The organism is Variovorax sp. 10L426 (assembly GCF_056395305.1).
This window is the reverse complement of the sequence record NZ_JBFTJF010000014.1, coordinates 112,124-137,870: the sequence shown is the minus strand read 5'-3', so window position 1 is coordinate 137,870 and position 25,747 is coordinate 112,124. Positions and strand designations below refer to the sequence as shown.

Genomic DNA, 25,747 nt, shown 5'->3' with positions numbered 1-25,747 from the left:
CATGTCGACCGAAACGCCCGAATCGTCCCAAACGCCGGAGTTGCCGCCGGGACCGCCGCCTCGCTCACGCGGCGGGCGCGTGCTGCGTTTCATCGGCTGGTCGGTGACGGTCCTGGTCACGCTGGTGCTGGCGCTGGCGGCCGGCGCATGGTGGTGGCTCGGCTCGGACGAATCGCTGGCATTCGCGCTGGCACGAACCGCCCGCTACCTGCCCGCCGGCCAGACGCTCGAGAGCCGCGACGTGTCGGGCTCGCTGCGCGCCGGCGGGCGCATCGGATGGCTGCGCTGGCAGAGCGAGACCCTTGCGGTGGAAGTGAACGACGCGCGTATCTCGTGGCGACTCGCTCCGCTGCTGAGGCGCAGGGTTCAACTCGGCGAAGTGCATGCCGGCCAGGTGCTGATCGAAAAACGCGGCCCGCCCCAGGATCAGTCCGTCGAGCCGCTCCAGCAGATCGTGCTGCCGGTGGAGATCGAGCTGCCGTTCTCCATCGACGACCTGCGCTGGGCCGGCCCGCCGGCGCTCCAGGCCACGAAGCTCGAGGGCAGCTATCGCTACAGCAACGAGCATCACGTGCTTGAAATCAACGGCGTGGATGTGGCGGACGGTCATTACGGCGCGCACGTCGACCTCCAAGGCCCGGCGCCCATGGCCATCGACGCCAAGGTGAACGGCCGGGTGCGTGCGCTGCTGGGCGAGGATCGCGCCATCAACATCCTCGCTGAAGCGTCCGCCAACGGAACGCTGTCCGGATCGGACGCCCGTCTCGCCGTGAATGCGCAGCTCCAGCCCGTCGAGGAAAACGCGGAGGCGCCGATGCGCGCTCAGTTGCAGGCAAACATCGCGCCGTGGCAGCCGCAACCCGTCATCGACGCCCATGCAGAGTTTCAGAACCTCGACGTCGCCAGTCTCTGGCCCCAAGCGCCTGCGACGCTTCTGACCGGCGAGATCGAGGCGGGCCCCGACGCCATCGCCGGCGACAAGAACTGGAAGGCCAAGGCCAATATCCGCAATGCGATCGCCGGGCCTTGGGACACGGGCAAGTTGCCGATCGAGCAGGCAGAGGCGCAAGTCGAATTCGATGGCAAGACCTGGACACTGCCCGAGGCCACGGTGCACTTGGGCAGCGGACGCATTCAGGTCGAAGGCAACTGGAGCCCGGCACCGGACCCTTGGCAGGCACAAGCCACCGTGAGCGGTGTCCAGCTCGGCGAATTGCACACCGAGCTTGCCGGCGCGCCGCTGAGCGGCACCGCCAAGGCCGATCAGCAAGGCGATGCGATCCGGTTCGACGTTGCGCTTCGCGCCACAGGCGGCGCGGGCCTGCACGGCTTGCGCCTCGAGCGCGCGAACGCGCAAGGCCAGTGGCAGCACAAGGTGCTCGACCTCAAGTCCCTGCGCATCGAAGCCCAGCACGCCAGCATCGATGGTCGCCTGCAACTGCAGGTAGAGCAGCAGGCCGGCAGTGGCAACCTGAATCTCGTTGTTCCCGGTGGTACTGCGCGGCTTCAAGGGCGCATCGCCCCCACGACCGGCGATGGCCAGGTCCGCGCGCAGATCGATGACGCCGTCGCACTGCAGCGTTGGATCGAAGGCCTACCCGAATTGGAAGAGGTGTTTGCCGGCGCGGCCGTCCAAGGCAACGCACGCCTCGACGCCACCTGGAAAGGCGGATGGCAGGCGGTGCAGCGCCGCCTGCAGAACGCGAACGCGCCGGCACCGCCGGGCAGCGTGGAGCCTACGCTCCAGGCCACACTGACCGTTCCCAAACTCGACCTTCGACTTCCGCCACCCGAGACTGGGGAAGCGACTTCGGTCGCGCTCAGCGGCGTACGCGCCGAGCTGTCCGGCAGCCTCGCGCAGGCCACGCTCACCCTCAGCGGCGAGGCGACGACCGGTACCCAGAAGTTCACCCTCGACACGCGCGCCAGCGGCGGCATCGAACGCGCCAACCAGTGGCACGCCGCCATTGCCACTCTGCGCGCGCAGTTCAAGGACAGCACGCGCCCCGGCCCCTGGACACTGGAATTGCGCCGACCCATCAGCGCGACCGTGCGCACCGTCAACGGCGATTCGTCGCGCCTGGACATCGAGGGCACGGGCGCCGGTGCGGAACTGCACGGCCCCCTCCCCGGCACGGTGACGATCGACTGGCAGCCGACCCGCTTCAGCAGCAGCGGGTCGGGTGAGGCCCGCGCCATCCGTCTTCAATCCAAGGGCCAACTGAAAGGCCTGCCCATGGCATGGCTGGAGGCGGCCGGTGAAACGGGTGCGCTCGCCCGAATCGGCTTCAGCGGCGACCTGCTCTTCAATGGCGAATGGGACATCGATGCCGGAGACGCACTGCGCGCACATGTCCGCGTCGCGCGTGAGAGCGGCGACATTCGCGTGCAGGCGGGCGAAGCCGCACTGGTCACCCGCATCACCAGCCACGGCACCGGCACGGCCAGCGAAACCACCATGGACGCAGCCGGCCCCGGCGTCAGCACGCCAGCGGGTCTGAGTCAAGCCGAACTCAAGCTCGATGCGGAAGGCGACACGGTGCGCGGCAGCCTGGCGTGGGAAAGCCAGCGGGCGGGCGAGATCCACGTCGAGGCCAGCACACGGCTTCAGAAGCGCCAAGCCGGCTGGCAGTGGGCGCCGGACGCGCCACTGGCGGGTCGCGTCACGGCGCGAATGCCCAACCTTGGCGTCTGGTCGATGCTGGCGCCACCGGGATGGCGAATCGCCGGCACGCTGCAAGCCGACGCAACCCTCTCCGGCAATCGAGCCGAACCTCTATGGAACGGCACGCTCGGCGCCGACGAGCTTGCCTTGCGCGCGTTGGTCGACGGGCTCGATTTGCGCGAGGGACGCCTGCGGGCCACGCTCGCCGGCAACCACGTCGACATCACGGAGTTCACCCTCAAGGGCGGCCTCGGCAGCCAGACGCGCATTCCCGGCCAGGGCGGCAACATCAGCACCGCGGCGAGTGAAGCATCGAGGGACGGGGGCACGCTGTCGGCGAAGGGCGAACTGGCGTGGGGCGCTGCGCCCGCCGCCGGATCGGGTTCTGGAATCCGCATGGCCGTGCAGGCCCAATTGCGCTCGCTGCGCATGCTGGTGCGGTCCGATAGGCAGATAACCCTCTCTGGCGATCTGCAGGCCAAGCTCGACGGCGGGCAGTTCATCGTGCGCGGCGACCTCAAGACAGACCGCGCCGTCATCATCCTGCCTGACCAGACCGCGCCCAGCCTCGGCGGCGACGTGGTGATCCGGTCGGCAGCCCGGGACCGCGAAGCGCAGGAAGAAGCGAAAAGATTGGCCGAGTCCAACGAAGGACAGGGCGCCACGCCACGGACGGCCAAGCCGCCGGACATCACGGTGAGCTTCGACCTCGGCAATGATTTCGCGGTGCAGGGACACGGCATCACGACGCGGCTTGCGGGCAAGCTCGACATTCACAGTACTGCCTTGGGCGCCCTGCCGCGCGTCATGGGCGAGGTCAGGACCGTCAGCGGCCAATACCGCGCCTACGGACAGCAGCTCACCATCGAAACCGGGATCGCGCGCTTCAACGGGCCGGTCGACAATCCGCAACTCGACATCCTGGCGATCCGGCCCAACATTCAGCAGCGCGCCGGCGTTGCCATCACCGGTACCGCGCAATCACCGCGTGTGCGGCTGTATTCGGATCCGCAGTTGTCGGACCAGGAGACGCTTTCGTGGCTCATGCTGGGGCGCGCGTCGGCCACCAGCGGCGGCGAATCCGTCATCCTGCAGCAGGCTGCACTGGCGATCCTCGGAGGTCTCGGCAGTGGCGGGACCGGCGGCGGGCTCGCCAGCCGCTTCGGCCTCGATGAAATCGGCTTCAAGGGCCCGGGCAGCGGTGGCGACGTGCGCGATTCGGCCGTCACCGTCGGCAAGCGCTTCGCGCGGGATTTCTACATTACCTACGAACGCAGCCTGGCCGGCACCCTGGGCACACTCTTCATCTTCTATGACCTCACCGAGCGCCTCACGCTTCGCGGACAAGCGGGACAACCCAGCGGCCTTGACCTCATCTACACGGTGCGGTTCGACTGAACTGGTAAAGTTGCGGCCGCTCTCGTCCTCGTAGTTCAATGGATAGAACGGGGTCCTCCTAAGACTCAGATACAGGTTCGATTCCTGTCGAGGGCACCAAAAGCGCTCAAAAGCTGGGGTGCTTGTTTTTTAGGCACCGCAGCCTGAGGCCCATCAGGAGCGGTTCGCCGACGTTTCACACGTCGTTGTCCACAGCCCTGTCCACGGGGCCAGTGGAGAACAGCAACTTACCAGGCTGCGAGTACGCGGAGCACCACCGCAGCGATCACGCTCGCAACGGCGACCAGCGCAATGCGTCCCCACGGTACGCCATGCTCTTGGGGTTTTCGGGGCTCGTGCGTCAGATCTGCGCGATTCAGGCCCGCGAAGCCGCTGAAATTCTGGATGTCGGTTGATCGTTTCGCCATGAAGGCATTGTGTTTGGCGGTCTCACCGCGCCCCAAGGAACAATCACACACTTTAGTTTTCAGTTTAAGCGCGACCGATGCCAGCCAGACCGACCCCCAGAAGTCTCCCACTTTGGCAGCGATGCTCGCCTTGCCTGCTCGAGAGCAGGCCCACTCCCTCCGGCCCCCGGGCCATTGAGCCCGCCGCGTGCGGGCTCTTTTTTGGGCCGCCATACCCATTTCTGCGACAGGCAGACTAACGCAGGCGCCATACTGGGTCGTCCCAAGATCGGAGGTCACCGATGGCCCAGCACGCAATATCCGCTGTCCACTACAAAGATGGGACGATCGATCTTGTCGCCATCCACCCGGTCGTGGAAAAAGAGTTTGGCTCGACTGAATTGACCCTCGGCGCCGTGCAGCGCACTAGCGTCGAAGATTGCATCAAGCTCATTGCTGCCGGCGAGGAGGTTTGCCTCGTGCGGCGCACCGAAGACCACAAGTGGGAAATCACTTGCAATGTCGAACTGGGGCCGAGCGGAAAAGAAATTACCGGCGTCGACCTTGTCGACCGACCCAACGATGCGCTGCAGGACCTTCCAAGATGGGAATAGCCAGGAGGCCGATCAGTCCCGTTCGCGCCAACCGTGCCGCTCCTCGCGGCGCTCATGCCTCCACTCGTGACGCTCCCTGTCGCGGTGATCCCAATCGCGCCGATCCCAGCGGCGACCACCATCCCAGTCGGTGCGATAGACCGGTCGCCCTCCTCCGTAGTAAACCGGAGCCGGGCCATAGGCGACCGGCGGCGCAGGCCGGTAGTACACGGGGGCCGGCTCGCCAGCCCCAATGACCACCCCAGGCGCAGAAATACCAACTGACCAGCTTGTGCCCGCACTTGCCGACTCAGCGCCGGCAAGTGCCGCCACGGCGACGGTTGCGACAGCTGCCAGCTTGACGAACGTTGAGCGACTTGCGTTCATTTGAGATCTCCTGTGCGAGGCAACAGCGCCCCGTTGCCATCCAACGCCATTGCAGTGAGCAACGTGCACCAAGTGAAAGCAAAGATGGCGTAAACACGAGCAACCTCAAGTTGCGACAGGAATCCCAAGCCGGCGAGTTCGTCCTCGCCGCGACGCACCACTCAATTCGTCTTCGCAGGCGCCGGCGCAGGCATCTCGTTGCGGCGAAGCTTGCCGCCCCCCTGGACGCTGCCGGTGACCGTCGTATTACCCGTGCCCCGCACGCGCTTCTCGCAGGCCGCACGCGCTTCGACGGGTTGGCGCTGGCAGCGCGCGAGCGCGTTCTGCTCATAGCCGCCAGGGCTGTTCAATCGGCCTTGTCTCATGGCTTCCTGTGCCGCGGCCGCCTCTCGATAGCACGCGGTGCGGTCCACGCGCGGATCTTCACAAGTCACGGTCGCAGGCGCAGTTGCTGCGCTCGCCGCGCCCATCAGCGCACCGCTGGCGAGCAGTACACCCATCGTTGAACGAAGAACACTCTTCATACGACTCTCCTTGCTTCACGGTTTGAGAAAACTCCACTGTGCCGCCCCCGGCTCGGACTGCAAGTCGATCAATGAAGTGGCGCGCATTCAATCGCCGGGTTAAAACCCGAGCTTTTCGGGTCCGCCACCTGGACCCGGTCGAAAGCATGCCGCGAGCGCAGGTCCGGCGTCGCCGTCGAAGAATGATCGCAACGCGGGTTGAAAGACCGTGATCCGGCGCAAAGTTAAAATCTACCGCCCATGCCACGCTGGCTCATTGCCTCTTTTTTTGCGTTTCTGCTTTCTTGCTACGGCTTCGCGACCTTCGCGCGAGTCGCAGCGAGCGAGCCGCATGACGGCATCAGCAAGCTCACGACATCGGCGCAAGACGCATCCTCCCCTGCCGATCCGCTGACCCCTGACGCGGATGACGAAGCGGCAGGCCTTGACGAAGCAAACCTCGACTTCACCGAATGCCTGACCGGCAGGCACCCGCTCCTGGTTGCGGCAGTCACCTCTGCATGGCCGCCACGATCGGCCTCGACCAGCTCGCCTTCTCCCTGGCTCGAGCGGCCCAAGCGGCCGCCTCGCGGCATCGCCCTCCCCGTCTAAGCCTCGCCGCCTCGAGAGGCTTCCCGCTCCCGCCCTCTCTCGATGCGAGCGCCTGCATCGCGACGCTGCGCGCGATGCGCTGATCCGGCGGCGCCAGCCGCCCCCATACAGGAAGAATCAACCATGCGTCTCACCACCAAGGGCCGATTTGCAGTCACCGCCATGATCGACGTGGCATTGCAAGGCACCGCGGGTCCGGTCAACCTGGGCTCCATCAGTCGCCGCCAGCGGATTTCGCTGTCGCACCTCGAACAACTCTTTGCCAAGTTGCGTCGCCACCAACTGGTCGAATCGACCCGCGGCCCGGGCGGAGGATATTCACTCTGCAGAAAGCCGGCGGACATCACCGTTGCGAACATCATCATGGCCATCGACGGCATTGCGGACGACAAGGCGCGGCCCCTGGCCGCCGACGCGCCTGGCGCGGTGGATCGCCACGCGACGGACGAACTCTGGGCCTCCGTGCGACATCGCGCCGTGGAGTTTCTCGACTCGGTCTCGCTTCAGAGCCTGGTCGATGAACAGATCGCGCGAGGTGTGGAAGTCGAGCGACCCGGCCGACGCGCGACCGTGCCGACCGCGCGCGTGAAACCCGCGCCGATCAATGCACCGAATTCGGTGTTCGCGCTGGGAAGCATGCTGGCGAAGCGCTCCTGACAAGTTGCCGGGAAGTTGTCGGCAGACTGGACTTGAGCGCGTCTCAGGATTCCAATTGCTCGAGCAAGGTGTTCGCGAAACCGAACACCCTATGCTCTCGCATTCAGCATGACTGCCTCACATCCTTCCAGACGCGACCTCGCCGTTCTCATCGGCCGTTTCCAGCCGTTTCATGACGGCCATCTTTCCCTGCTGAAGCAGGCGCTCGACGTTGCGACCCGAGTGGTCGTGGTGATCGGCTCGGCCTTCCAGGCCCGCTCGCCCAAACACCCGTTCGACTGGGAGGAGCGCGCGGAAATGGTGCGCCGGGCCCTGCCCGCATCGGAACGCAAGCGCGTCATGTTCGTGCCAGTCCGGGACTATTTCAACGAGACGCGGTGGTTGGCGGCGGTCCGGCATGGCGTTGCGCACGCGTTGACCGAGCACGGCTTGGACAAACCGTCTTCAACCGTGCTGGTTGGGCAGTTGAGGGACGCAACGCGCGAATACCTCCGCGAATTCCCTGAATGGTCCCTGAAGCTCGGGGAAAGCATCCCCGTTCGCCGCGCGAGCGCCATGCGCGATGCGCTGTTCGCTGCGCCCTCGAGGGCCGTGCTCGAACTTGCGGGAGAAATTCCTGCAGGTACCGTGGATTTCCTGCGGGAGTGGAGCGCACAAGGCCCCTTCGAGGCGCTGCGGCAGGAAGCGGCATTGCTCCGCGAGTACGAGGCGGCGTGGGCAAAGGCGCCCTACCCGCCGGTGTTGGTGACGGTCGATTGCGTCGTGAAGTGCCAAGACAAGGTCTTGCTCATCCAACGCGGACAGGCCCCCGGCAAGGGTTTGCTCGCGGTGCCCGGTGGCTTTCTGGAACAACGCGAAACCACGCTGCAGGCTGCCCTGCGCGAGCTGGAAGAGGAAACGCACCTCGCGCTGCCGCCAGCAACGTTGCGCGCCTGCCTGAGAGCCAACGACGTATTCGACCAGCCTGATCGGAGCCAGCGCGGCCGCACCATCACGCACGGCCATTTCTTTGACTTGGGGGAGCGCGATCTTCCTGCCTTGCAGGCGGATGACGATGCAGCGGCCGCCGAATGGACACCGATTGCGCAGTTGCGCGAACGAGAAGATCGATTCCTGGACGACCATTTCCAGATGCTCGATCACTACCTGGGTCTGTTGCCGCGCTGAGACTCGTTGTAGGCAGTGGACGACGTTGTCCCATTGCCTTCTCCGGCATCGAGATCCGCAATGACCGCCTAATGTGAGTACATTGGAATTATCGGGAGACCCTTCATGAAGAGCATCATCCTTTGGCTTTGCGGTGTGCCGCTCGTGGTCATCATCGGGCTGAAGGTGTTCGGACTGCTCTAGCTTCCGGCGACGATTTCCTCCTCCCGGCGCTCATGGCGCCGTTGCACAGCGCCCTCCAGGGCGCTGTTTTTTACTTCAACTCGCGGCGCAGCGTCTGGACATCGCCATGCAGGCTCTTCGCCCACTCGCGCCTTTCACGCCCCTGCGAGGACTGGGATTCTCCGAAACGCACGATCGCGAGCAACGGCGGTGCCTTCAAGGTGTTCCAGACGGAAGTGAGCAGGTTGTCGTCGTCGATATACCGGGGCGCATAGCTCGTCTCCCCCGACGCCGCATCGGCAAAACGCAGGGCTGCCGGCTGCACGGGCGCCCCGGCCGAGATGGCCGCCTGCAGAAGATTCGCGTGAAAAGGCAGCAACCCATGGCCGTCGCTGGTCGTTCCTTCGGGAAAAACCGCGATCACGTCGCCATTGCGCAAGGCCTCCGACATGTGATGTACCACGCGCATGGCGTCGCGCCTTCGCTCGCGCTCGATATAGAGCGATCCTGCGCCGGTCGACAGCGTGCCGATGACGGGCCAGTGGCGCACGACCGACTTGGAAACGAAGCGCACGTGCCGCGCCGCGTGGATCGTGAGGATGTCGAGCCATGAGAGGTGATTGCAGACCAGCAACACCGGCCCGTGCGCGGGCGGCGTGCCCTGCACCGTCAGGCTGATGCCCATCAGGTTCAGCATGCGCTCCGCCCATTGCTGAACGCACACTTCGCGCTCAGCGACCGAGAGGTGCGGAAATTTGGTGCGGATGGTCCACCAGCCCCCGAACACATGCGCGATCGCGCGCAGCAGCCTGAAGCTTGCGGACAAAGCCTGCATCGTGCGCTGCGCTTGCTCAGCCGTTCACGACGCGGCCGCCCACCAGCGTGTAGCGGGCACGTCCATGCATCGCGTAGCCGCCGAAGGGCGTGTGCTTGCCCTGGCTCCTGAGTGCGTCGGGGGTGACTTGCCATTCGTGCGCGGGGTCGACCACGCAGACATCCGCGGCACCGCCCTGGACCAGTCGACCCACGCCTTCGGCGCCAATCAGGCGTGCCGGCGCAGCGCTGACGACCTCGATGGCACGCGCCAAGCCGGCGCCGCTTTGCTCGCCCCATTGCAGCGCGAGCGGCAGCAGCAATTCCAGACCGGTTGCGCCGGGCTCGCTTTCGGCAAAGGGAAGCGTCTTGGCGTCGGCTTCCACCGGCGTGTGGTCGGAGACCAGCGCATCGATGGTTCCGTCGGCCAGCCCGGCCGACAGCGCGTCGCGGTCGCGCTGCTGACGCAACGGCGGATTGAGGCGTGCGCGGCTGTCAAAGTAGCCGATGTCGGTATCGACGAGATGCAGCGAATTGATGCTCACATCGCAGGTCAACGGCAAGCCTTCCGCCTTGGCCGCGCGCACTTGCTCCACACCGCCCGCGCTCGACAGACGACAGAGATGCACGCGCGCCCCAGTGTTGCGCATGAGTTCGACGATGGTGAAGATGGCGATCGTCTCGGCAGCCGCCGGCACGCCCGCCAATCCGAGACGTGTGGCCAGCGGCCCGCTGGCAGCGACACCCTTGCCCAGGTCGCGCTCCTGCGGGCGCAGCCAGACCGTGTAACCGAAGGTGCTGGCGTACTGGAGCGCGCGCTGCAACACCTGCGTGTTACTGAACGGAACTTCGGCCTGACCGAAGCCGATGCAACCGGCCTCGGTCAGTTCGGCCATTTCGGTGAGCACCTCGCCTGCCAGCCCGCGCGTGAGAGCGCCCTGCGGAAACAGGCGAGCGCGCTGGAGCTTCTCGGCGCGGAACTTGAGCATCTCGACCAGGCCTGGCTCGTCGAGCACCGGATCGGTGTCGGGCGGACAGACCAGGCTCGTGACGCCGCCGGCCACGGCCGCACCCATTTCGCTTTCGAGCATGCCCTCGTGCTCGTAGCCGGGCTCCCGCAATCGCGCCGCGAGGTCGACCAACCCGGGTACGACGAGGCACCCTTGGGCATCAAGCGTGCGGTTCGCGCGGAACTCGCTGGAGACATTGCCGATGGCGAGGATCTTTCCATCGGCGACCGCGACATCGGCGGTGCGATCGAATTTCGAGGCAGGATCGACGACGCGACCGTTGGTGATCAGAAGGTTGCTCATGCTTCGTTCCCTGCGACGATGCTCATCACGGCCATCCGGACCGCGATGCCGAAAGTGACCTGCGGCAGGATCACGCTCTGCCGGCCGTCGACCACCGCCGAGTCGATTTCAACGCCACGGTTGATCGGCCCCGGATGCATCACGATCGCATCGGGCTTGGCCAGTTGCAGTTTCTCGGGCGTGAGGCCGTAGGTCTTGAAGAACTCTTGCGACGAGGGCAGCAGCGCACCGCTCATCCGCTCGTTCTGCAGCCGCAGCATGATGACGACGTCGCAGTCCTTGATGCCTTCTTCCAGCGTGTGGCACACGCGCACGCCCATCTGGGCGAGGTCGCCGGGCACCAGCGTCTTGGGGCCGACCACACGCACTTCGGCGCAGCCCAGCGTGGTGAGCGCATGGATATCGGAGCGCGCCACGCGCGAATGCAGCACGTCGCCGACGATCGCGACGGTGAGGTTCGCGAAGTCCTTCTTGTAGTGACGGATCGTGTACATGTCGAGCAGACCCTGCGTCGGGTGCGCATGGCGCCCGTCGCCGGCATTCACCACGTGCACGTGCGGTGCGACGTGCTGCGCGATCAGGTAGGGCGCACCCGACTCGCTGTGGCGCACGACGAACAGGTCGGCCGCCATCGCGCTCAGGTTGGCGATGGTGTCGAGCAGCGATTCGCCCTTGGTCGCCGATGAGCGCGCGATGTCCAGGTTGATGACGTCGGCCGAGAGGCGCTTGGCCGCGATCTCGAAGGTGGTTCGGGTGCGCGTCGAGTTCTCGAAGAACAGGTTGAACACGCTCTTGCCGCGCAACAGCGGCACCTTCTTGACCTCGCGGTCGCTCACGCTGGTGAAGTTCGCGGCGGTGTCGAGGATGTGGGTGACGATGTCCTTCGGCAAGCCCTCGATCGAGAGCAGATGGATCAGTTCGCCGTTCTTGTTGAGTTGGGGATTTCGTTTGTAAAGCATCAAGCGTTTTCCTCCACCTTGAAACTGAATGCGCCGGCCTCGCCACGGGCCAACGCGAGCAACTGGGTCGCCGGCAGTTGGAGGTGTTGGGCGGCGAAATCGGCTGCCACCGGCAACTCCCGGCCGCCGCGATCGATCAGCACCGCCAGCCGCACGCGCGCCGGCCGACCGAAGTCGAACAGTTCGTTGAGCACGGCCCGGATCGTCCGCCCCGTGTAGAGCACGTCGTCGAGCAGCAGGACATCGGCGCCGTTGACGTCGAAAGGCAGCGAAGTCTGCGCGCTCGCCGACAACCCGCGGCGAGCGAAATCGTCGCGGTGCATGGCCGAGGAAATCACGCCCGGCGCGCCGGACAGGCCCAGGTCTTTCTGCAAGCGCTCGACCAGCCACGCGCCGCCCGAGGTGATGCCGACCAGGCGCGTGTCTTCGCGCATCAGGGATTTCACGCCACGCAGCAACTCGACGTAGAGCGCCTCGGCGTCAGGAATGGAGTTCACGGAAGGCTCCTCAGGAACTGTTCAAGAATGATGCAGGCCGACGCGGCGTCGGCATCGCGCGCGCCCGAGGCGAGCGCCTCGGTCGTGCTGTAGCGTTCGTCGACCTCGTACACCGGCAGCTTGAAGCGGCCATGCAGCTGACGGGCGAAGCGCTGCGCCGCCCGGGTGTTTTCGTGCGGCGCGCCATCGGGATGGTACGGAACGCCGACCACCAATGCGTCGGGTTGCCATTCGCCAATGCGTGCCTGCACCTGCGCGAAGCGTGCGTCGCCTTCGGCCCTGATGGTCGGCTGCGGCGTCGCCGTCTTCAGCAAACGATTGCCGCTGGCAACGCCAGTGCGCTTCTGGCCGTAGTCGAAAGCCAGGAAGATTTGGAAATGGGAAGGGACCGGAGGCGCAGCGTCAGGCATCGCCGAAACGCTCATGCATGCCCCGCGTCAGGCGACAGGGTCCACGCCTGTAGGCCCAGCAGCGACAGGGCCTTGTCGTAGCGCTGCTCGACCGGCGTGTCGAAGATCACAGCCGGGTCGGCCCCGACCGTCAGCCAGCTGTTCTCGGCCAGTTCCGATTCGAGCTGGCCCTCGCCCCAGGCGGCGTAACCCAGCGAAACCAGCACCTTGCGCGGGCCGGCACCGGTGGCAAGCGCCTCCAGGACGTCCTTGGATGTCGTCATCTCCAGGCCGCCGGGAATGGTCATGGTCGACGCGTAGACGGATTCGTTCGGCTTGTCCGCATCGGCAAAAACGGGTTCGTGGAGAACGAAGCCGCGCTCGGTCTGCACCGGGCCGCCCTGGAAGACCGGCGCATTGCCGAGTTCAGGGCTGGAGAGATGCAATTCGATCTTTTCGAACAGCACGCCGAGATTGATGTCGCTGGGCTTGTTGATCACCAGACCGAGCGCGCCGCGCTCGCTGTGCTCGCAGAGATAGACCACGCTGCGGCTGAAGGCCTTGTCTTCCAGACCCGGCATCGCAATCAGGAAATGATGCGTAAGGTTCATCGGGGCAGAATCGGAGGCCATGCCGCCGATTTTACTGGCCGTCGACAAGATCTATCCGAAGGGGTTGATGTGGTTTCGCCGCGACCTGCGCGTGGATGACAACGCCGCGCTCTATCAGGCGCTGCGGGCCTGCCGGCAGGTCATTTGCGTGTTCGTCTTCGACCGCGCCATCCTCGACCCGCTGCCGCGCGTTGACCGGCGCGTCGAATTCATTCGCGAATCCCTGGTCGAGCTCGACGCCGAACTTCACTCCCTCGGCGGATCGCTGATCGTTCGCCATGCGACAGCCGAGGACGAGATCGCGAATCTGGCGCGCGCGCTCGAAGTGCAGGCCGTGTTTGCGAACCGCGACGACGAGCCCGGCGCGTTGGCACGCGACGCCAAGGTGCTCGGCTCGCTGGCAAACGCGGGAATCGCCTTCCACGCCTACAAGGACCACGCCGTCTTCGAGCGCGACGAGGTGTTGACGCAGGCCGGACGGCCATTCACGGTCTTCACGCCCTACAAGCGCGCATGGCTTGGCAAGCTCGACGCTTTCTACCTGAAACCCTACCCTGTTCGCAGCCATGCGGAATCACTGGCCCCAGCGCCCGAGAGGTTTCGCGCGCCCGTGCCGACGCTCGCGGATCTTGGCTTCGAGAAAAGCAACCTCGGCGACCTCGACATTCCGACCGGCAGCCAAGGCGGCGCCGCATTGCTCGACGATTTCTTCCAGCGCATCGATCGCTATCACACGGCGCGCGACTTCCCTGCCGTGCGCGGACCGAGTTACCTCGGCGTGCACTTGCGCTTCGGCACGGTGTCGATCCGCCAGCTTGCCGGCGTGGCGCACCAGCTTTCGCTACAGGGCGACGAAGGTGCCGCGACCTGGCTCAGTGAGCTGATCTGGCGCGATTTCTATTTCCAGATCCTGGTGCATTACCCGCATGTGACGAACGGCGACGAATCACGCAGCTTCAGGGCCGAATACGACAAGATCCAGTGGCACCACGGCAAAAACGCCGATGCGCTCTTCGACGCCTGGTGCAAGGGGCAAACCGGCTACCCGCTGATCGACGCCGCAATGGCGCAGATCAACCAGACCGGCTACATGCACAACCGACTGCGCATGGTCGTCGCGAGCTTTTTGTGCAAGGACCTGGGGATCGACTGGCGACGCGGCGAGCGCTACTTCGCGCTGCATCTCAACGACTTCGAACTCTCGTCGAACAACGGCGGCTGGCAATGGGCGAGTTCGAGCGGCTGCGATGCGCAACCCTATTTCAGGATCTTCAACCCTGTCACGCAGAGCGAGCGCTTCGATCCCGAGGGAAGGTTCATCCGCCGATACCTGCCGCAGCTCGCGAAGCTTCCCAATGCCGCGATCCACGCGCCCTGGGCGGCAAAGCCGTTGGAGCTGGAGGCGGCGGGGGTCAAGCTCGGCGTCAACTACCCGAAACCGATCGTCGATCACGCCGAGGCACGCGAGCGGACGCTGCAGCGTTACGCGATCGTTCAGGCCGCCAGCGCGACGGGCAAATCAACGCCTGTGTAGCTGCGCACCAGGCGCAACAGCTCTTCTTCCGAATACGGCTTGCCGAGGTAGTGGTTGACGCCCAGCGCGCGTGCGTGCTCGTGGTGCTTTTCGGCGATGCGCGAGGTGATCATGATGATCGGCAGATCGGCCAGCGACTCATCCGCGCGGATGTTGCGCGCCAGGTCGAAGCCGTCCATGCGCGGCATCTCGATATCCGACAACACGACGGCCGGCCGTTCCTGTTGCAGCCGCTCGAGCGCCTGCAGGCCATCGGCCGCGAGCGCCACGCGATAGCCTTCGCGCTGCAGCAGACGCTGCGTGACGCGCCGCACGGTGATCGAGTCGTCCACCACCAGCACCAAGGGGACCTGCGACGCGGCCTTCGGTGCGGTCGTGGTGGGTCCAGCGCCGTGTGCATCCTTCGACGCCGTGTGACGGCCGGCGCTCGCTTGCAACGCGCGCGCTCTTTCGCCATGCACCGCGGCCAGCGCAACCGGGTTGTAGATCAACGCAACGGCGCCGGAAGCCAGCACCGAAATGGCAGCCATACCCGGCAGCCGGGAGAGTTGAGGCCCGAGATTCTTGACGACGACTTCCTGGTTGCCCAGCACTTCGTCCACGTGGAGCGCAACACGCTGCGCCGCGCTTCGCGCGATGACCATGGTGTTGGCCTTGGCCGGCGCGCGTTCACTGCCGGCCGAAGACTGCAACAACGCCCCGGCCCAATAGAAGGGCACCTGCTCGCCACCGAAGGCGTAGCGCTGGTCCAGGTACGCCTTTTCGAGATCGGAAGCGGTCGCACGCAATACCAGTTCGACCAAGTTGGAAGGCACGCCGATCGTGACGGACCCCGCGCGCATCATGACCACGTGCGTCACCGCGGTCGTCAGCGGCAGCACCAGCTTGAACGTGGTGCCCTCGCCAGCCTTGCTATGGGTTTCGATCCGGCCGCCGAGTGCCGCGACCTGCGCACGCACGACGTCCATGCCGATACCGCGTCCCGCCAGCTCCGACACCTGCGCCGCCGTGGAGAAGCCAGGCTGGAAGATCAACTCGGCAGCCTCGTCCGGGCTGAGCTGCTGGCCCTCGGCGACGAGACCCAACGCGCGGGCCCGGGCTGCGATGCCCTCGTAGTTGAGTCCGGCGCCGTCGTCCTGGAAGCTCACCGAGACGTCGTTGCCTTCATGGTGCAGTTCGATGTTGATCAGGCCGCTCGCATCCTTGCCAGCCTTTTCGCGAACCGCTGCATCCTCGATGCCATGCGCCACGCAATTGCGCAGGAGGTGCTCGAACGCGGGCGTCATGCGGTCGAGAACGCCGCGATCCATTTCGATCGAGCCGCCGGTGATGTCCAGGCGCACCTGCTTGCCGGTGTCCTTCGAGGCCTGGCGCACCACGCGGTACAGGCGCTCCGAAATGCCCTCGAACTCCACCATGCGCGTGCGCAGCAGGCCGCGCTGGAGTTCACGCGTCTGGCGCGCCTGTGCGCTCAGGTCATCCTCGGTCGCTTGCACCGTCTTCTGGAGCGTGCGCTGCACCGTCGCCACGTCGTTGACCGACTCGGCCATCATGCGGGTCAGTTCCTGCACGCGCGTGAATCGGTCGAACTCGAGCGGATCGAAGCCCTGCTGGGAGTCCTTGGCTTGGGCCAGGCGCGACTGCATCTGGCTTTCCGCCTGAACCTCGATGTCGCGCAACTGCTGGCGCAGGCGGTCGAGGTTGCCGGTCAGGTCGCTCAGCGAACTGCGCAATTGACCCAGTTCGGCTTCGAGCCGCGATCGCGTGATGATGACTTCGCCGGCCTGGGCAACCAGGCGGTCAAGCAGATGGGTGCGGATGCGCACCGCCTGGCTCGACACCGCGCGCGATGGCACAAGGGCGGACGGGGCGGGTATTGCAACAGCAGGGCGCTCCGCCGGCACGGCCACCGCAGGAACGTCCGCCGCCGTCTCGGTGACATTCGGCTCGGCTTCGGCGGCCGGCTCGACGACCTTCTCTTCTGGCGTCGCTACAACGGCACGCTTGATCAGTTCCGCCTGGATCGCGTCGTCCGCCTCGCGCAAGGCATCGAAAGTTGCCTGCAAGGCGTCGAAGCGGGTCAACAGTTCTTCGATCGCCCGGTGGTCGGCTCCCTCCGAGCCGATCACCTCGATGTCGGACTCCATCCGGTGAGCACGCTCACCCAGTCGCATTGCACCGGCCAGACGCGCGCTCCCCTTGAGCGTATGCAGCGTGCGCAGCGCCGAGGACCGCGATGCGGTGTCGTCCGGATGCTGAGACCATTCGCGCAGCGCGCCGCCCAGTTGAGGCAGCAATTCGGCGGCCTCCTCCTCGAAGATCGGGAACAGGTCCACGTCAACCGCGTCAGCGACATCGAGTCCATCGTCGGATTCATCGAGCGCCACGTCTGCTGCCGCCTCGCGCACGATATGCAGCGGCACAACCTTGGCTTCGACCGGCTCGGCGGCCAACTGCGAGGCGGCGACATCGCGCAACGCCTGCAGCGTCTCTTCGGCCGGGTCCTTGAGGAAGCCTGCCGCGAACTGATGAAGCAAGCGCCGAAGTTCCTCGGCAGCAGCCACCAGGGTCGTACCCTGCGCCGGCGTTCCCCGGCCTTGCATCTGCAGATGCTGCAGTGCCGCCTCGAACGAGCGCGCCATGCCCGACAAGCTGTGGAATCCGACCGTGGCAGAACTTCCCGCCAGCGAATGCGCAAGGCCGATCGTCGAGTCGGAGACACGTTGATGGGATTCAAGCGCCCATTCGCCGACTTCGGTTGCCAGTTGGCGCGACCACTCGTCGGCTTCGTTCAGATAGACGTTGTAGAGCTGGATGCCGATACGCAACGGCCCGATCACCTTCACCTGCTCCTCGGCGCTCGGTGCGGCGGGGGCCTCGGGGACGACTTCGGCCGGTGCCGCAGCAACCACGGGGGTATCTTCGACATCCTCGACGGCGGCCGTCGGGGCTTCGGCGAGCGATTCCGTATCCAAGTCCGCCATTTCGACGATCGCAGGCGCGGATTCGACGGTCGGCTCTGCCACCGGTTCAGGCTCGGCCTTGGCCTCCGGCTCCAGCGTCAGTTCGAAAGCGAGTTCAGGTGCTGATTCGGGAACGGGGGTTTCCACCTCGGGTTCAAACGCCGGCTCTTGCACCGCCGCTGGCTCACGCAACCATTCCGGTTCAAATTCGGGCTCCGGTTGGGGCTCTGGAATCGGCCCTTGCACCACCGCAGGACGCGAAGGCTCCAGCGAGGTGTGCACGGTCTCAAGGAAATCGGCGTCTTCGGTATCTCCCAGAGACGCCACTTCTTCCGGTGGCGGCTCGGGCTTCGCGTCGAAGTCGAGAAAGTCGGTGGAAGCGAAGCCGTTGTCGGATTGCGGCTCTTCAACCGGCAGGTCGAATTCATGACGACGCGACGGTTCAGTGATCTCGGCACGCGGCTCGACGGACAACGGTTCGCCAATTTCCTCGGGGGCAAGGGCTTCGGGTGTGCCGAAATCCAGGCTGAGGTCCGGGAGATCCGGCATCTCGGGCAGCGGCAGCAGTTCGGCAGGCGCCGCTGGAGCGACCAGAGATTCCGCGGCGATGTGACGCGCGGCTGCGACCAGCGCGTCAGCGTCAGCGACACGAGCCGGCGGGGCGATCGGCTCGCCGGTACGCAGTGATTCCGCCACGGCGATGAAGGGCGCCGAGCGCCAGTCGTGAGCTTCGCCCGCGGCGATGGCCTCGACCCATTTCGCGAAATCGCGCAGCGACGTGCGAGTGCCTTCAAGCAATTCAGGCGTTGCGGGACGCTCGTCGGCCAGCCAGGTATTCAGCACCTGCTCCAGCGACCACGCGGCTTCGCCGAAGTCCATGAGCCCGACCATGCGCGAGCTGCCCTTGAGGGTATGGAACGCGCGTCGCAGGACGGTCAGTTCGCCTTCGTCGTCGGGACGAGCACCGAGCGCTGACACCGCAGCCAGGCCGTTGTGCAGCACCTCGCGGGCTTCGTCAAGGAAGATGTTCTGGAGGTCGTCTTCCTCGAGCTCCGTCACCTCGGTATCGGGCAGGCCTTCGAGCGGCGCAGGGCCGGTGATCTTCGCGGTCCAGCTGGTGGTCGCCTGGCTGAACTCCTCGATTGGCGACGGCGGCGGCTTGCGCGTACCCGGTGAAGCGAGCGCGGCCAGCTTGGCTGCGATCTGCGCATCGACTTCTTCGACACTCAGAACCGGCTCGGTCGGAGCAACAGTGCCGGATGCCGACGCGAACGACACCGGTGCCGCTGCCGCGGGCGATGCCTCGCTGCCCTGCCGCCCCATGAGCGGCTTGAGTTCGCCGATTTCCGTGTCGAACACGAACAGCCGCTTGGCCAGCGCGGGCTGGTAGCTGAGCATGTCGATCAGGAAGCCCAGCGCGCCCAGGTTGTTGCCGAGCGAATCGAAGGCACGGATCTCGTCGACCGGCGACTCTTCGATCAGGAGCTGGTCGACGTTCTCACGCATGCGCTGCACCGTCTGGGCAGCTTGGTCGAGGCCGAGAACGGAGAACACACCGCGCATCTGCAGGAGTTGCGTCGGAACGGTGCGAAGCAGGCCCTTTTCGGTGGGCCGGCGGAAAAACTGGTCGAGCGATTTTTCGAGTTCGCTCAGGTGGCTGCGCAATTCGCTGACGACCGTGCCCATGGTCTGGCGGTCGCTCACGCGGCGGTACAGCTCCTCCATCCATGGCTCGAGCGGCTCCGAACGGCCGCCATCACGCGCGCGTTCGATCCGGCCGGCGAGCTGCACGGTACGGGCCGTCAACTGCCGATCCTGCGGGTCGAGATCCTCGAACGCCGCCTCAAGGTACAGGACAGACGTCGCGACTTCCATCGCCAGTTCGGTCCCAGGTGCCTGGCTGCTGCGCAACGATGCCTCGACGGCGTTGTTCAACGCCTGCACCATCGGCATGCTTGGCGGATGCAGCTTCTGCAGCGATTCGCCGAGCTGCGCGAAGGTATCGGCCACCTGTCGTGTGCGAGTCACGTCGCCGCCCGACAACGCCGACCACATTTCCTTTGCGGCTTCGATGCGCTTGCGTGCCTGCGCGAGCATCAGTGGGTCGAAGCGGCCGAATTGCTCGATCGTGTAGTCGACCGTCTGTTCGTTGGTGACACCCCAGGCAGCGCGAACGGCACGCAGCGTCGCGGCTTCATCCTTCGGCCCGGGGACGGCCTGCGCGCAGAAGAACAACAGGTCCTGGCCCAGGCGGTCCGACACGGTGTTGTCACCGCGGGCCAGCGTGGCGTATTGCAGCAGCACGCGCGACGCTGCGCGCTTCACGTGGCTGTCGGCCGGAACGAGCGCCAGTGCCAGCGCCTCGAAGAAGCCGGCCGCAAGCGTCCAGAAGCTGGCGACCCTCGGCACCGAAGCGCCTCGCCCGAGTCCCAGGCACAGCGCCTGGAGACGGCGTGCCGCGTGATCGTCACCGCTCTTGACCACCTGCAACACTTCGCGGTCGAGTTTCGACCGCACAGCGGGGTCATACACCAGCGCGGTCTGGGTCGGCGCCGGCTTGATCTCGACCCAGCGCCAGGTCATGCTCCAGAGGTCGGCCGGATGGACGCGCTCGTTGCCAACCAGTTCAAGAACCTCGCGGTACTGCGGGAAAAGCGCGACCGACGAGACAACCTTGCCCGCGATCACAGCGTTCAGGAAGTCCGCGACGGCAAAGCCTGCCCGATCAATCTTGACCACGGCTGCATCGTTGCAGCGCAGCGGCTCGGTCACGAAGCTCTGGACTGCGAACTCCATCGCTCCCAGCACGAGCGCAGGCGCGGTGTGACCCACCATCTGCAACGCACCGACGGCCTGATGCAACTGCTGTCGTGCCAGCCGCACCGGCATCGTGTCGATTTCGCTTCCAGGCGCAGCGGCCGCGGCGTCTCGGGCGAAACGCCGCAGGGACTTGCCCACACCATCGAGCGATTTCTGGATTTCTCCGAGAACCCAGGCCAACGGCCCAAGATCTTCCGTCGCCGGTGCGTTACCGGCGGTATGGGCGGTTGCAGGGCTTTGAATCGACACGTTGGGGGCTCGGCGTTCAGGAAATCTTGAAACGAGACACGGACTGACGCAATTCCTCAGCCATGTGCGAAAGCTCGCGGACCTGCTGCGCAGTGGTGCGGGTGCCCTCGCCGGTCTGTTCGGTCACGGCAAAGATGTGCTGGATGTTGGCCGCGACGACGTTGGCGGAATCCGCTTCGCGCGAGGCGGATTGCGAAATCTGCTCGATCAGCTCAGCGAGGCGCCGCGACACGCGGTCGATCTCGGACAGCGCAGTACCCGCGTTGTCGGACAGCTTGGCCCCCTCGACCACACCCTGCGTTGAGCGCTCCATGGCGCCGACGGCATCCTGCGTGTCCGTCTGAATTGCCTTCACCAGCGCCGAGATCTGGCGTGTGGCGTCCGCGGAGCGTTCAGCCAGTCGCTGCACTTCTTCGGCAACCACCGAGAAGCCGCGGCCGGCCTCGCCGGCGGATGCGGCCTGGATGGCTGCGTTGAGCGCCAGCACGTTCGTCTGCTCGGTAATGTCCGAGATCAGCTCGGTGATTTCGCCGATCTCCTGCGACGATTCGCCGAGGCGCTTGATCCGCTTCGAGGTTTCCTGGATCTGGTCGCGGATCGAGTTCATGCCGCCGATTGCGTTCTGCACGGCCTGCAGACCCGACGAAGCGGCTTGCAGCGATTGGCGTGCCACCGTGGCGGATTCCTGTGCTTGCGAAGACACCCCGTTGATTCGCTCGGCCATGGTGAGCACCGATTGGCCGGTTTCGCGAATCTCGCGCAGCTGTTCGGTCGAGGCGGCAAGCAGTTCAGTCGAAGTGCTTTCAACCTGGGAGGTCGTCTGCGCCACGCGCGTCGCCGTGTTCTGCACGTTGCCCACAAGCAAGCGAAGCTCTTCCACCGTGTAGTTCACCGAGTCGGCGATGGCGCCGGTGATGTCCTCGGTCACCGTGGCTTCCTGCGTCAGATCGCCCTCGGCGACGGTCTGCAGTTCGTTCATCAGGCGCAAGATGGCCGCCTGGTTGGCTGCATTGACACGGGTAGCGTCTTCGCTGGCACGCTCGGCTTCAAGACGGTCGCGCTCGGCGGCAGCGGCACGCTCGCGGCCTTCACGAACCTGCACGAAACCGATCGCGCCGGCGAGTGCCAGAGCAGCCAGCGACAGCACGAACAGCATGACGACGGTGCCCGCGCCCAGGCCGGTGCGCGCAGAGAGCTTGTCCTGCAGATCGCCGAGCGAGGTACGCAGGGGTTCGCTGTCGGCCAGGATGGCGGCCTGCGCTTCGCGAGCGGCAACCAGGCCTTGCAGGTTGCCCAGAATGGCGCTGGCTTGCGTGCGCGTCTGTTCGTAGGTCTTCAGGATGCCTTCGAGTTGCTGGCGTGTCTGCTGGTCGCGCGTACCGGGCAGTCGTTGCTGCGAGCTTCCGTCGAGCAAGCCGCGGGTGATTTCCTGGAAGGAGTTCAGGTCCTTGCCGAGCAGGAACACAGCGTCGGGACTCACGCCTTCGACCGTCAGGAACTCGTTGGCCGACTTGCCGATACGCTGCGTCAGCATCACGAGTTGGCCCGCGGCGGAAATTTCCGGCAAGGTCGCGTTCTGCTGCATCTTGAGCGATGCCACGGTCTCGGCCATTTCGAGCAGGTCCGAAGACTGGCGATTGATGTCGCGCAACGCATTTCCGACCTGCGTCAGGATCTGCTGCTGTGCCAGCACGGCCTTGGCGCTTTTGTCGGCGCGTTCGACCAGCGGGGTGATCTTGCCGAGTTCGACGTCGTACTGAGATCCCGCGCGCTCGAGCTTGAGCGAGTCGTCGCCGTTCGCAAGGCCCTGCACACGGCGTGTCAGGTCATCCGAGCTGTCCTTCACTTCCGCGAACGCAGCCACGTTGCCGACCAGCGCCTGGGAGACCGACTTGGCCAGTCGCTGCGACTGCATGAGCGATTGACCCGTGGCAGCCACTTGTTGCGCGAGTCGCTCGGCCCGAAGGATGGCGGAGCCGGCGACAAGCAGAAGCAACAACACCACGCCGGCCAACGCCAGCGCGAGAATCCGCTGCTGCCGCGCGGGATTCGAGCGCTGGGAACGCTTGGAGCGCACTGTTCGCGTGGTGCTTCCTGCGGCGGCCTCCGGCGGCGTTTCGACCGGAGGCGCTTGCTCCTCTGCGGGTGTCGCAGCGGTGTCGACATCGGTCGAGAGCGCCGGTGATTCAGGCACCGCATCTCTGTGTATCAGCATCGTTTTCTCGTCCGGCGTTTGCACGGTTTCGATGCTATCAAGCGCCAAAGTGGCGCCGCTGTCAGCGCTCACGCGGACACTGCCGCCGGTCACGGGCAGGAATTTCTTGAACTTGTCGGCGATCGAGCTCACGGTCGTTCCTTCAGGTTGTGTTCGGTACAGGGCGCAGCGCTCAGGCGCCGATGCTCAAAAATTGGGGTTGCTGGGAAAGCGCTTGCAGGTTGATTTCCTGCCAGCGCGCTCCAGCCGCGTCGGTATAAGAATGACCCAGCCAGGCCGGCGCATCCGCCTGCGGCACTTGCGATGCGACAAAGGCATCGACACCGCGCAAGCCGACGAGCCGATCGATCAGCAATGCACAGTTGACTTCAAGCAGTTCGTTGAGCGCGACGAGCCGGGATTGGGCGCGTGCGCCTTCATTCGTCGCCGGCGCAGCCATTGCGCCGGACACGAAGGCAGACAGCTGGACGACCCCGAACAAGCCGCCGCGAAGGTTGGCCACGCCGAGGAACCAGGGCTCGGTATAGGGCACAGGTTCGGGAGAGGTCCACGGAAAAATCTCGCCCGCATGCCCAAGCGGGAACAGGTAATTTGCATCGCCCGCTTCCACCGCGAGCCACGATGCGGAAACACCCGACGTGCGCGCCGCCTGGAGGCGGCTGGCGAGCCGGGACTGAAATGCGCGAAGAGCGTCGCGGTTGGCCATGGATGGTCGGAGAGGCTTGCGAAATTCAGGCCAGGGCGCTGATCTTTGCCATCAACTCGGCCACATTCACCGGTTTGACGATGTAGTCGCGGGCGCCTTGGCGCATGCCCCAGAGGCGATCGGTTTCCTGGTTCTTGCTGGTGCACATGATGATCGGTACCGATGCGTACTGCGGATGGCGAGCAATCGCGCGCGTGAGCTGGAAGCCGTTCTGGCCCGGCATCACGACGTCCATCAGAATGAGATCGGGCTGCTCCTCCTCGAGGCGACGCATGGCATCGTCCGCATTTTCGGCCGTCTTCACCGAGAAGCCATTTTTCTGAAGAAGGTCCGAAAGAAATACCAACTCGGTCTTCGAATCATCGACGACGAGCACTTTGCGAATGGCCATTTACTGCGCTTCCTGAACGATGCCGAACTGCTGCACGGCGTGGAGCAGCTGGTCTTTGGTGAAGGGTTTGGTGAGGTAGTCCTGCGAGCCGACCATGCGACCGCGCGCCTTGTCGAACACGCCGTCCTTCGACGACAGCATGACAACAGGGACATTGGAAAAGTGCGAGTTGCGCTTGATGATGGCGCAAGTCTGATACCCGTCGAGGCGGGGCATCAGGATGTCGCAAAAGATCAGGTGGGGCTTGTGGTCATTGACCTTGGAAAGGGCATCGAAGCCATCCTCCGCGAGGAGGACTTCATGGCCGCCCTGTTTGAGGAAGATTTCGGCGCTTCGCCGAATGGTGTTGCTGTCGTCAATGACAAGCACCTTGTAACCAGATCCATTCGCGCTCATTTCGCCGCTCCTCTGTGACACCTTGAAGACCGCTGCGCTCCCTCAGGAACACAGGAAGCGCGGCCCTATGCCATGCTTCTAGATCTCAACCATTTCGAAGTCTTCCTTGCGGGCCCCACATTCGGGGCAGGTCCAGTTCATCGGAACATCTGCCCACGCCGTACCGGGCGCAATACCATCTTCTGGTACTCCAACCGATTCGTCGTAGATCCACCCACAAATCAGGCACATCCAGGTTTTCGTATTCATCGCAGCTTAAAGTCCCTGTTCGTCAAATGCAACGATCGTATCCAAACGTATCGAGAAACTCGTGACAAGCGTCTCAGATATGCCACCATCTGGTGAGCCCTGATTGGGTATGAAAACTTCCCTATTACCAACAGAGCACGATCACAAAGTGAGCGATCTTACCGACCCCTCGAACGACGAAGACGCGGAAGAGAGCGATTTGAATCCGCCTTGCGTGCTGGTTTTCAACGCCAGCGATCCCAGCGGCGCCGGTGGCCTCGGTGCGGACGCGGTTGCGATGGCCTCGGTCGGCGCTCACATGCTGCCGGTGGTGACCGGAGCCTACGCGCGCGATACGGCCGAAATTTTCGATCACTTCGCCTTCGACGAAGAAGCCGTCGCCGAACAGGCGCGATCGATTCTGGAAGACGTGGAAGTGCAGTTGATCAAGGTCGGCTTCGTCGGCTCTCCCGAGAACCTGAGCACTGTGGCCGAGACCGCGACCGACTATCCCGAGGTTCCCGTCGTCGCCTACATGCCCAACCTGTCGTGGTGGGAAGACAACCAGATCGAGGCCTATCTCGATGCATTCCGCGAGCTCGTCTTGCCGCAGACCACGGTGCTTGTCGGCAACCACAGTACGCTCTGGCGCTGGCTGCTGCCCGACTGGAGCGGCGAGCGGCCGCCGACGGCGCGCGATGTTGCGAAGGCGGCAGGTGAATTCGGCGTTCCATATACCCTGGTCACGGGGCTGGTCCTGCCGGATCAGTTCATCGACAACGTGCTGGCATCGCCGCAATCGATACTCGCGAGCGAGAAATACGAGCGACTCGATGCCGTGTTCGCCGGGGCGGGCGATACGCTTTCGGCCGCGCTGGCGGCGCTCCTCGCCAGCGGCACGGATCTCGTCGCGGCTGCGAGCGAGGCACTGAGCTACATGGACCGCTGTCTGGATGCGGGCTTCCGTCCCGGCATGGGTCATGTTCTCCCCGACCGCCTCTTCTGGGCCCAACCCGAAGACGAAGACGACAACGGCGAAGCCGCCTCCCCCTCCGACTTCGCCTTGCCGCCGCACGACACGAGGCATTAGCTTTTGCTCGCCCCCAGGCTGCGCGCACTGCGTGTCGCTTCGC

General features: G+C 65.1%; 21 protein-coding genes and 1 tRNA gene. 8 read left to right on the top strand and 14 right to left on the bottom strand.

Annotation, left to right across the window (positions count from 1 at the left end):
- Position 1 precedes the first annotated feature (1 nt).
- Together AC1DHL_RS20720 and AC1DHL_RS20715 are read left to right on the top strand one after the other, a co-directional pair.
- Positions 2-4,063, top strand: coding sequence for a translocation/assembly module TamB domain-containing protein (locus tag AC1DHL_RS20720; protein ID WP_478163207.1), 4,062 nt, complete (start codon positions 2-4; stop codon positions 4,061-4,063).
- 24 nt (positions 4,064-4,087) lie between these two features.
- Positions 4,088-4,162, top strand: a tRNA-Arg gene (locus AC1DHL_RS20715).
- A 128-nt stretch (positions 4,163-4,290) separates the two neighbouring features.
- On the opposite strand, the gene AC1DHL_RS20710 is transcribed toward AC1DHL_RS20715, so the two are convergent.
- Positions 4,291-4,470: a hypothetical protein gene (locus tag AC1DHL_RS20710; protein WP_478097806.1), complete on the bottom strand. Its 180-nt coding sequence runs from the start codon at positions 4,468-4,470 to the stop codon at positions 4,291-4,293.
- A gap of 281 nt (positions 4,471-4,751) precedes the next feature.
- Here AC1DHL_RS20710 and AC1DHL_RS20705 point away from each other — a divergent pair, with 281 nt between their 5' ends.
- The gene (locus tag AC1DHL_RS20705) at positions 4,752-5,063 is read left to right on the top strand and encodes a hypothetical protein (protein WP_478097804.1); all 312 of its coding nucleotides are present in this window, start codon (positions 4,752-4,754) and stop codon (positions 5,061-5,063) included.
- Between the two features lie 527 nt (positions 5,064-5,590).
- Here the strand turns inward: AC1DHL_RS20705 and AC1DHL_RS20700 are convergent.
- On the bottom strand, positions 5,591-5,953 hold the full coding sequence (locus AC1DHL_RS20700) for a hypothetical protein (protein ID WP_478097802.1): 363 nt from the start codon (positions 5,951-5,953) through the stop codon (positions 5,591-5,593).
- 240 nt (positions 5,954-6,193) lie between these two features.
- Between AC1DHL_RS20700 and AC1DHL_RS20695 the strand changes: the two genes are divergently transcribed.
- The 3 genes from AC1DHL_RS20695 to AC1DHL_RS20685 all read left to right on the top strand — a co-directional run bounded on the left by AC1DHL_RS20695 (position 6,194) and on the right by AC1DHL_RS20685 (position 8,368).
- Positions 6,194-6,544 carry a hypothetical protein gene (locus AC1DHL_RS20695; protein WP_478163206.1) on the top strand — a complete coding sequence of 117 codons (351 nt, stop codon included), beginning with the start codon at positions 6,194-6,196 and terminating at the stop codon, positions 6,542-6,544.
- Between the two features lie 123 nt (positions 6,545-6,667).
- A complete protein-coding gene (locus AC1DHL_RS20690) occupies positions 6,668-7,201 on the top strand; it encodes an Rrf2 family transcriptional regulator (protein WP_478163205.1) in 534 nt (177 codons plus the stop codon).
- A gap of 108 nt (positions 7,202-7,309) precedes the next feature.
- Positions 7,310-8,368: an NUDIX domain-containing protein gene (locus AC1DHL_RS20685; protein WP_478163204.1), complete on the top strand. Its 1,059-nt coding sequence runs from the start codon at positions 7,310-7,312 to the stop codon at positions 8,366-8,368.
- Positions 8,369-8,621: 253 nt separating this feature from the next.
- On the opposite strand, the gene AC1DHL_RS20680 is transcribed toward AC1DHL_RS20685, so the two are convergent.
- From AC1DHL_RS20680 to AC1DHL_RS20655, 6 genes are read right to left on the bottom strand one after another with little or no spacing between them, the layout of a single operon-like run.
- Entirely contained in the window at positions 8,622-9,365 is a 744-nt protein-coding gene (locus tag AC1DHL_RS20680; RefSeq protein WP_478097795.1) for a lysophospholipid acyltransferase family protein, read from the bottom strand.
- A 16-nt stretch (positions 9,366-9,381) separates the two neighbouring features.
- On the bottom strand, positions 9,382-10,656 hold the full coding sequence (locus AC1DHL_RS20675) for a dihydroorotase (RefSeq protein ID WP_478163203.1): 1,275 nt from the start codon (positions 10,654-10,656) through the stop codon (positions 9,382-9,384).
- Positions 10,653-11,615, bottom strand: a complete 963-nt coding sequence (locus tag AC1DHL_RS20670) for an aspartate carbamoyltransferase catalytic subunit (RefSeq protein ID WP_478097791.1) — start codon at positions 11,613-11,615, stop codon at positions 10,653-10,655. Before AC1DHL_RS20670 ends, AC1DHL_RS20675 begins: the two co-directional genes overlap by 4 nt.
- Positions 11,615-12,112 (bottom strand): bifunctional pyr operon transcriptional regulator/uracil phosphoribosyltransferase PyrR, encoded by a 498-nt coding sequence (gene pyrR, locus AC1DHL_RS20665; RefSeq protein WP_478163202.1) that lies wholly within the window; start codon positions 12,110-12,112, stop codon positions 11,615-11,617. Before pyrR ends, AC1DHL_RS20670 begins: the two co-directional genes overlap by 1 nt.
- Positions 12,109-12,537, bottom strand: a complete 429-nt coding sequence (gene ruvX, locus AC1DHL_RS20660; protein ID WP_478163201.1) for a Holliday junction resolvase RuvX — start codon at positions 12,535-12,537, stop codon at positions 12,109-12,111. Before ruvX ends, pyrR begins: the two co-directional genes overlap by 4 nt.
- Positions 12,534-13,133 carry a YqgE/AlgH family protein gene (locus AC1DHL_RS20655; protein WP_478097787.1) on the bottom strand — a complete coding sequence of 200 codons (600 nt, stop codon included), beginning with the start codon at positions 13,131-13,133 and terminating at the stop codon, positions 12,534-12,536. Before AC1DHL_RS20655 ends, ruvX begins: the two co-directional genes overlap by 4 nt.
- Between AC1DHL_RS20655 and AC1DHL_RS20650 the strand changes: the two genes are divergently transcribed.
- Positions 13,132-14,646 carry a cryptochrome/photolyase family protein gene (locus tag AC1DHL_RS20650; RefSeq protein ID WP_478163200.1) on the top strand — a complete coding sequence of 505 codons (1,515 nt, stop codon included), beginning with the start codon at positions 13,132-13,134 and terminating at the stop codon, positions 14,644-14,646. The two genes, AC1DHL_RS20655 and AC1DHL_RS20650, sit on opposite strands and share 2 nt — an antisense overlap.
- On the opposite strand, the gene AC1DHL_RS20645 is transcribed toward AC1DHL_RS20650, so the two are convergent.
- The 6 genes from AC1DHL_RS20645 to AC1DHL_RS20620 form a co-directional block, all read right to left on the bottom strand.
- On the bottom strand, positions 14,607-20,678 hold the full coding sequence (locus AC1DHL_RS20645; protein ID WP_478163199.1) for a hybrid sensor histidine kinase/response regulator: 6,072 nt from the start codon (positions 20,676-20,678) through the stop codon (positions 14,607-14,609). The genes AC1DHL_RS20650 and AC1DHL_RS20645 overlap by 40 nt on opposite strands.
- Before the next feature lie 16 nt (positions 20,679-20,694).
- On the bottom strand, positions 20,695-23,025 hold the full coding sequence (locus AC1DHL_RS20640; RefSeq protein WP_478163198.1) for a methyl-accepting chemotaxis protein: 2,331 nt from the start codon (positions 23,023-23,025) through the stop codon (positions 20,695-20,697).
- A 40-nt stretch (positions 23,026-23,065) separates the two neighbouring features.
- Positions 23,066-23,599 carry a chemotaxis protein CheW gene (locus AC1DHL_RS20635; RefSeq protein WP_478163197.1) on the bottom strand — a complete coding sequence of 178 codons (534 nt, stop codon included), beginning with the start codon at positions 23,597-23,599 and terminating at the stop codon, positions 23,066-23,068.
- A gap of 25 nt (positions 23,600-23,624) precedes the next feature.
- Entirely contained in the window at positions 23,625-23,990 is a 366-nt protein-coding gene (locus AC1DHL_RS20630) for a response regulator transcription factor (protein WP_478097782.1), read from the bottom strand.
- Entirely contained in the window at positions 23,991-24,386 is a 396-nt protein-coding gene (locus AC1DHL_RS20625) for a response regulator (protein WP_286567888.1), read from the bottom strand.
- Between the two features lie 78 nt (positions 24,387-24,464).
- Positions 24,465-24,635 (bottom strand): rubredoxin, encoded by a 171-nt coding sequence (locus AC1DHL_RS20620; protein WP_088955233.1) that lies wholly within the window; start codon positions 24,633-24,635, stop codon positions 24,465-24,467.
- A gap of 109 nt (positions 24,636-24,744) precedes the next feature.
- Between AC1DHL_RS20620 and thiD the strand changes: the two genes are divergently transcribed.
- The gene (gene thiD / locus AC1DHL_RS20615; protein ID WP_478097781.1) at positions 24,745-25,704 is read left to right on the top strand and encodes a bifunctional hydroxymethylpyrimidine kinase/phosphomethylpyrimidine kinase; all 960 of its coding nucleotides are present in this window, start codon (positions 24,745-24,747) and stop codon (positions 25,702-25,704) included.
- Positions 25,705-25,747 lie beyond the last annotated feature (43 nt).